6 protein-coding genes are annotated in these 4,459 nt (G+C 70.6%); 2 read left to right on the top strand and 4 right to left on the bottom strand.

Going from position 1 to position 4,459, the window contains the following annotated elements:
- Positions 1-120: 120 nt before the first annotated feature.
- Positions 121-966 carry an alpha/beta fold hydrolase gene (locus ACYVE7_RS29905; protein WP_460369373.1) on the top strand — a complete coding sequence of 282 codons (846 nt, stop codon included), beginning with the start codon at positions 121-123 and terminating at the stop codon, positions 964-966.
- 51 nt (positions 967-1,017) lie between these two features.
- On the opposite strand, the gene ACYVE7_RS29900 is transcribed toward ACYVE7_RS29905, so the two are convergent.
- From ACYVE7_RS29900 to ACYVE7_RS29885, 4 genes are all read right to left on the bottom strand, one after another.
- Entirely contained in the window at positions 1,018-1,599 is a 582-nt protein-coding gene (locus ACYVE7_RS29900; protein WP_460369371.1) for a GNAT family N-acetyltransferase, read from the bottom strand.
- Between the two features lie 19 nt (positions 1,600-1,618).
- Complete coding sequence (locus tag ACYVE7_RS29895) at positions 1,619-2,236, bottom strand: GNAT family N-acetyltransferase (protein WP_460369369.1); 618 nt, start codon at positions 2,234-2,236, stop codon at positions 1,619-1,621.
- Between the two features lie 91 nt (positions 2,237-2,327).
- Positions 2,328-3,698: a cutinase family protein gene (locus tag ACYVE7_RS29890; protein WP_460369367.1), complete on the bottom strand. Its 1,371-nt coding sequence runs from the start codon at positions 3,696-3,698 to the stop codon at positions 2,328-2,330.
- A gap of 96 nt (positions 3,699-3,794) precedes the next feature.
- Positions 3,795-3,992: a hypothetical protein gene (locus tag ACYVE7_RS29885; RefSeq protein ID WP_460369365.1), complete on the bottom strand. Its 198-nt coding sequence runs from the start codon at positions 3,990-3,992 to the stop codon at positions 3,795-3,797.
- Positions 3,993-4,090: 98 nt separating this feature from the next.
- Between ACYVE7_RS29885 and ACYVE7_RS29880 the strand changes: the two genes are divergently transcribed.
- On the top strand, positions 4,091-4,459 hold a 369-nt coding region (locus ACYVE7_RS29880; protein ID WP_460369363.1), incomplete at its 3' end, for an amidase family protein.

The following is a 4,459-nucleotide window of genomic DNA, read 5'->3' as shown; positions in this document are numbered from 1 at the left end:
CGACGACGTCCTCCGCCGCCGCACCACCCTCACCCTCCGCGGACTCGACACCCCCCACATCAGAGAGCGGGTCACCGACCTGCTGCACCAGTGACACCACCCACCCCGCAAGGAGCATCCATGTTCACCTTCACCAGCAGCGACGGCACCGAGATCCACGTCCACGAGTGGCGTTCGTTCGGCGAGACCCGCGGCGTCGTCCAGCTCGCCCACGGCATGGGCGAGCACGCCGCCCGCTACGCCCACCTCGCCGAGACCCTCAACGGCCTCGGCTACACCGTCTACGCCGACGACCACCGCGGCCACGGCCGCAGCATCGCGGGCGAACCCGGCGACCTCGGCGCGAACGGCTGGAACCTGCTGGTCGAGGACATGGTCGAACTGACCAAGATCCTCAAGGAGAAGCACCCGGGCCTGCCGGTGGTGCTGTTCGGCCACAGCCTCGGCTCGATGGCCGCCCAGCAGTACATCCTCGACCACGCCGACCTCATCGACGGTGTCGCCATGTCGGGGACGACGGCCGTGGACGGCCTGTTCGGCGCGATGGTCGAATCCGGCCTCGAACTGATCGACTTCTTCAACGCCGGGTTCGAGCCGCGCCGCACCGACGCCGACTGGCTGAGCCGCGACGAAGCCCAGGTCGACCTGTACGTCGCCGACGCGTGGTGCGGTTTCGCCATCGACGACACCAGCATGGGCGAACTGGCGGCCGTCTCGGTGGAGCGGCTCGCCAAGCCCGTCGGGGTGCCGACGGGGCTGCCGCTGTACGTCATGGTCGGTGACAGGGACCCGCTCAACGGCGGCCTCGCCCTCAGCGATCTGGCGGTCGAGCGGTACCGCGAGGCGGGCCTGACCGACATCACCTACCGCGTCTACCCGGGCGGCCGGCACGAGATCCTCAACGAGACCAACCGCGACGAGGTCGAAGCCGACCTGGCCGCGTGGATCAGCCGCGTCACGGGCTGACCCCCTCCCCGTGGACTGGGCCGGCAGCGCGAGCCGGCCCAGCCCGCCCTCCTAACGGGCGGGCAGCGAGGCGTGCGGGAGGTAGGCGGGGTTGAAGAGCGTCCAGCGTTCGTGGTCGCGCCACTCGCCGTCGATATAGAGCATCGCGGGCGAAAGACCCTCGTACCGGCCGCCGAGCGACTCGGCGAGATGCCGCGAGACCGCGTTCCCCGGCTGCATGTTGATCTCCAGCCGGTGGAGCCTGAGGTTCTCGAAGCAGTAGCGGACGACCAGCCGCAGCCCCTCGGCGAGATACCCCTTACCGGCGAAGGGGGCGAACGCCACATAGCCCAGCGAAGCGCTCTGGAAGCGTCCCCGGACGATCCCGTTGACGTTGACGTTCCCGGCCGCCGCCCCGGTCTCCCGGTCACAGATCAGCAGCCCCTCGTTGACGGCGGTCGCGAACCGAGACAGGAACTCCCGGACGTCCTCAGGGGTCTGCGGCAGGATCACCCACGGCAGGTGCAGCTCGACGTTCGCCCTGGCCAGCGCCAGGAACTCGGCTTCGTCGCCCGGCCCGAGCCGGCGCAGCACGACCCGTCCGCCATCATCCGGAAACTCGTTCTCTACGGGGTCGGGGGCGTCCGAAATCATCCGTCCACGATAGTGGCGTTCACGCTTCGCGTGTCTGGCGGGCGACACGGGCCCGGAGCCGCTCCCTGACCTCCGGCCATTCCGGCGCGAGGACCGAGAACATCGCGGAGTCGCGGAGCAGCCCTTCCTCGCCGGGCGCCCAGGACTGCGACCAGCTCCGCAGGACGCCTTCGAACCGCGCCCCGGTGGCCGCGATGGCGCGCCGCGAGCGCTCGTTCCGCGCGTCGGTCTTCAGATCGACCCGCGCGACTCCCAGCTCGGTGAAGGCGTACTCGAACAGCAGCAGTTTCGCCTCGGCGTTGATCCCGCTGCCCTGCGCGGACGCCGCCAGCCAGGTCCCGCCGATCTCCACGGCCTGCAGGGAGCCCCCGCCCGACCAGTAGCGCGGATACCAGTAGCCGGTGCCCCCGACCGCGACCCCGTCGCTCACCCGCACCTGCGCGAACAGCACCAGGGTCATGTCCGATCCCAGCCCACCGGTGATGTAGCCGTCGATCTCCTCCGCCCGGGGCACCGTCGTGAAACCGTAGGTGCCCCGGTCCTCCTCGACGGCTTTGCGCAGATCGTCCACATGCCGCTCGCTCAGGGGCTCCAGCCGAACCAGCTCCCCGTCCAGCACCGGAAATCCCGACTCCACGGAACCCCTCACCTCGCCCCTCATCTCGCCACCGGCTGACGCAGCCTGCCGCGCGGGCCGCCTCACGTCAACCGGTTATGCCGCGAGATGATCAGCAGAGGGTGTCGTGGAACGTGGTGTGCAGCTGCTGGGGGACCGTGCCCCCGGAGGACGTCTTCGCGGCCGGGTTGACGCTGCCCTGGACGGTCACGTCGAACAGGAACCGGTGCCGGCCGAAGACGAACGGCAGGTTCTGGGTCCAGGTCGAGGTCTGGCCCGCGGCGACCGTCCGGGTGAGCGGTGCGAGCGCCGGGACGATCCCCCCGTTGGACGTGTAGCCGACCGTCCCGACGAACGTGACCGGCGCCGTCGAAGCGGTGTTGTCGAAAAGGATCTTCACCTGGGTCGTGCCGGGCACCAGGCTGACGCAGGCGTCGCCGAGGTTGCGGGCGGTCGGCGCGACGGGGGAGCCGGTGTACCCGAAGTGCCGGGCGGCGACGGCCGCGGCCGCGTAGGAGTCCTGCGCACCGTACGTCAGATGCTGGTCGATCGCGGTCGAGTCGCCCTGGCAGGCCGGGTCGTAGTCGTGGCACCAGGTGTGCACGGTGAACCGGGCGGGGATCTGGCCGGGCGCGGGGATGAAGGCGTGCCCGGAGTTCTCGATCCCGGAGTGCGGCGCGGTGAAGGTGCCGTGCGCGATGCCCTCGGTGGGCTGGAAGTTGGGGTCGCCGAACAGCTCGACGAGGGTGTTCACCCCGTTCAGCCCGGCGGGCAGCGCGGGATCGGCGAGGGCGCGCCGGATCACGTCCGCGCCCTGCGAGTAGCCGGTGACCAGCAGTTTCGAGCTCGGGCAGGCGGTGTGCAGGGTGGTGAGGTCGGCGACGGCCTGGGCGGCGCCGTACCGGATGCTCCCGGTGTACAGCCCGGCGATCTGCACGAGGTTCGACCCGTTCGGCAGGTAGTCGGCCGGATAGTGGTCGGCGTACAGGGCCGCGTCGGGGAAGTAGCCGGTCAGCCGGTCGTGGACCGCGCCACCGACGACGCCCGCGCCGTGATCGTCGGCCAGGCCGCTCTTGCTCCACCACTTCTGCGGGTTGAGGCCGCCGTCGGCGGCGGCCAAGTCCTCCCGGGTGCCGCGCGCCGAGTACTGGATGACGCCGGGGCAGGACGGCACGACCGCGGGCACCGCCGCGAAGCCGGGCTCGACCGAGGCGGGCCGGCCGTACACCCACGACCCGTCCGGCTGCTGGACCGGGACGAACGGATCCGACGAACCGTGGTCGAAGTCGCAGGCGCCCGGGTCGCCAGCCGGCGGGATCGGGTTGTCGACGGGGAACGTGTAGACGTACCCGGTGTCCGGATCGGTGACCGACCGGGTCAACGCACACGCGTCAGCGGTCGCGTTCGTCCCGAGCCCGACGACACCTCCCATCGCCGCCACGAGTCCCAGCAGCACCACACCCGCCCGCACAGAAGTCCGCATCGCCCCAGCATGGCGTATAGACAATCTTGTGTTTATGTAACAGGGCGCGGATCGGGCAGGGTGGAATCACCGTTTTCTGCTAAACGATCCCGGCCGTCAGTGGCGGCTGGTGCCGACCAGTTCGCGTTCCTTGGCGGGGGTCTCGGCGGGCGTCGCGGTGTCGCGGAGGTGCCGGGCGCGGCGGCGACGACGGGCCGGGTGGTTGTACGCCCACAGGGGCAGAATGGCGGCGACGAGGATGGTGATGACCACTGCGATCAGGCAGAGCAGCAAGCCAGCGGGCATTTCGGACATCACGACCTCCTAGAGAGTGCTCTTACTTAGATATGTAGCCGAAAGTCGGTTATGTCCGAGAAGGCCGTAGGGCTGGATCGGGTAAAGGAGTGGACGCCGTGGACCTCACGCTCTGGAGCGCCTCCCGGATCGCCCGGGCGGTGCACGCCGGCGAGATCGAAGCCCGAGAGGTCTTCGACGCCGCACGCGCCCGGATCGAACGCCTCGACCCCGCGCTGCGCGCCTTCACCGAACTGCACGACTTCCAGCCCCCGCGGGACGGCCCGCTGGCCGGGGTGCCGATCGCCGTCAAACGCACCGCCCAGGTCGAGCGGCTGCGAGCCGCCGGAGCGGTCGTCGTCGGACGGACCTCGGTGCCAGGTCCCGGCACCTCCTGGCAGACCTGGGGCCAGACCGACCGCGGCCCCACCGAGAACCCCTGGCGCAGCGGCCTCACCCCGGGCGGCTCCTCGGCCGGATCGGCGGCG

It is taken from the genome of Actinocorallia lasiicapitis, from assembly GCF_054778695.1.
Note: the sequence above shows the minus strand (reverse complement) of the source record. Positions and strands in the feature narration are given on the sequence as shown.

What these genes read in the sequence shown, in the direction of transcription:
- ACYVE7_RS29905 (WP_460369373.1), top strand. Translation starts at nt 121, where the DNA reads ATGTTCACCTTCACCAGCAGCGACGGCACCGAGATCCACGTCCACGAG.
- ACYVE7_RS29900 (WP_460369371.1), bottom strand. Translation starts at nt 1,599, where the DNA reads ATGATTTCGGACGCCCCCGACCCCGTAGAGAACGAGTTTCCGGATGAT.
- ACYVE7_RS29890 (WP_460369367.1), bottom strand. Translation starts at nt 3,698, where the DNA reads ATGCGGACTTCTGTGCGGGCGGGTGTGGTGCTGCTGGGACTCGTGGCG.
- ACYVE7_RS29885 (WP_460369365.1), bottom strand. Translation starts at nt 3,992, where the DNA reads ATGTCCGAAATGCCCGCTGGCTTGCTGCTCTGCCTGATCGCAGTGGTC.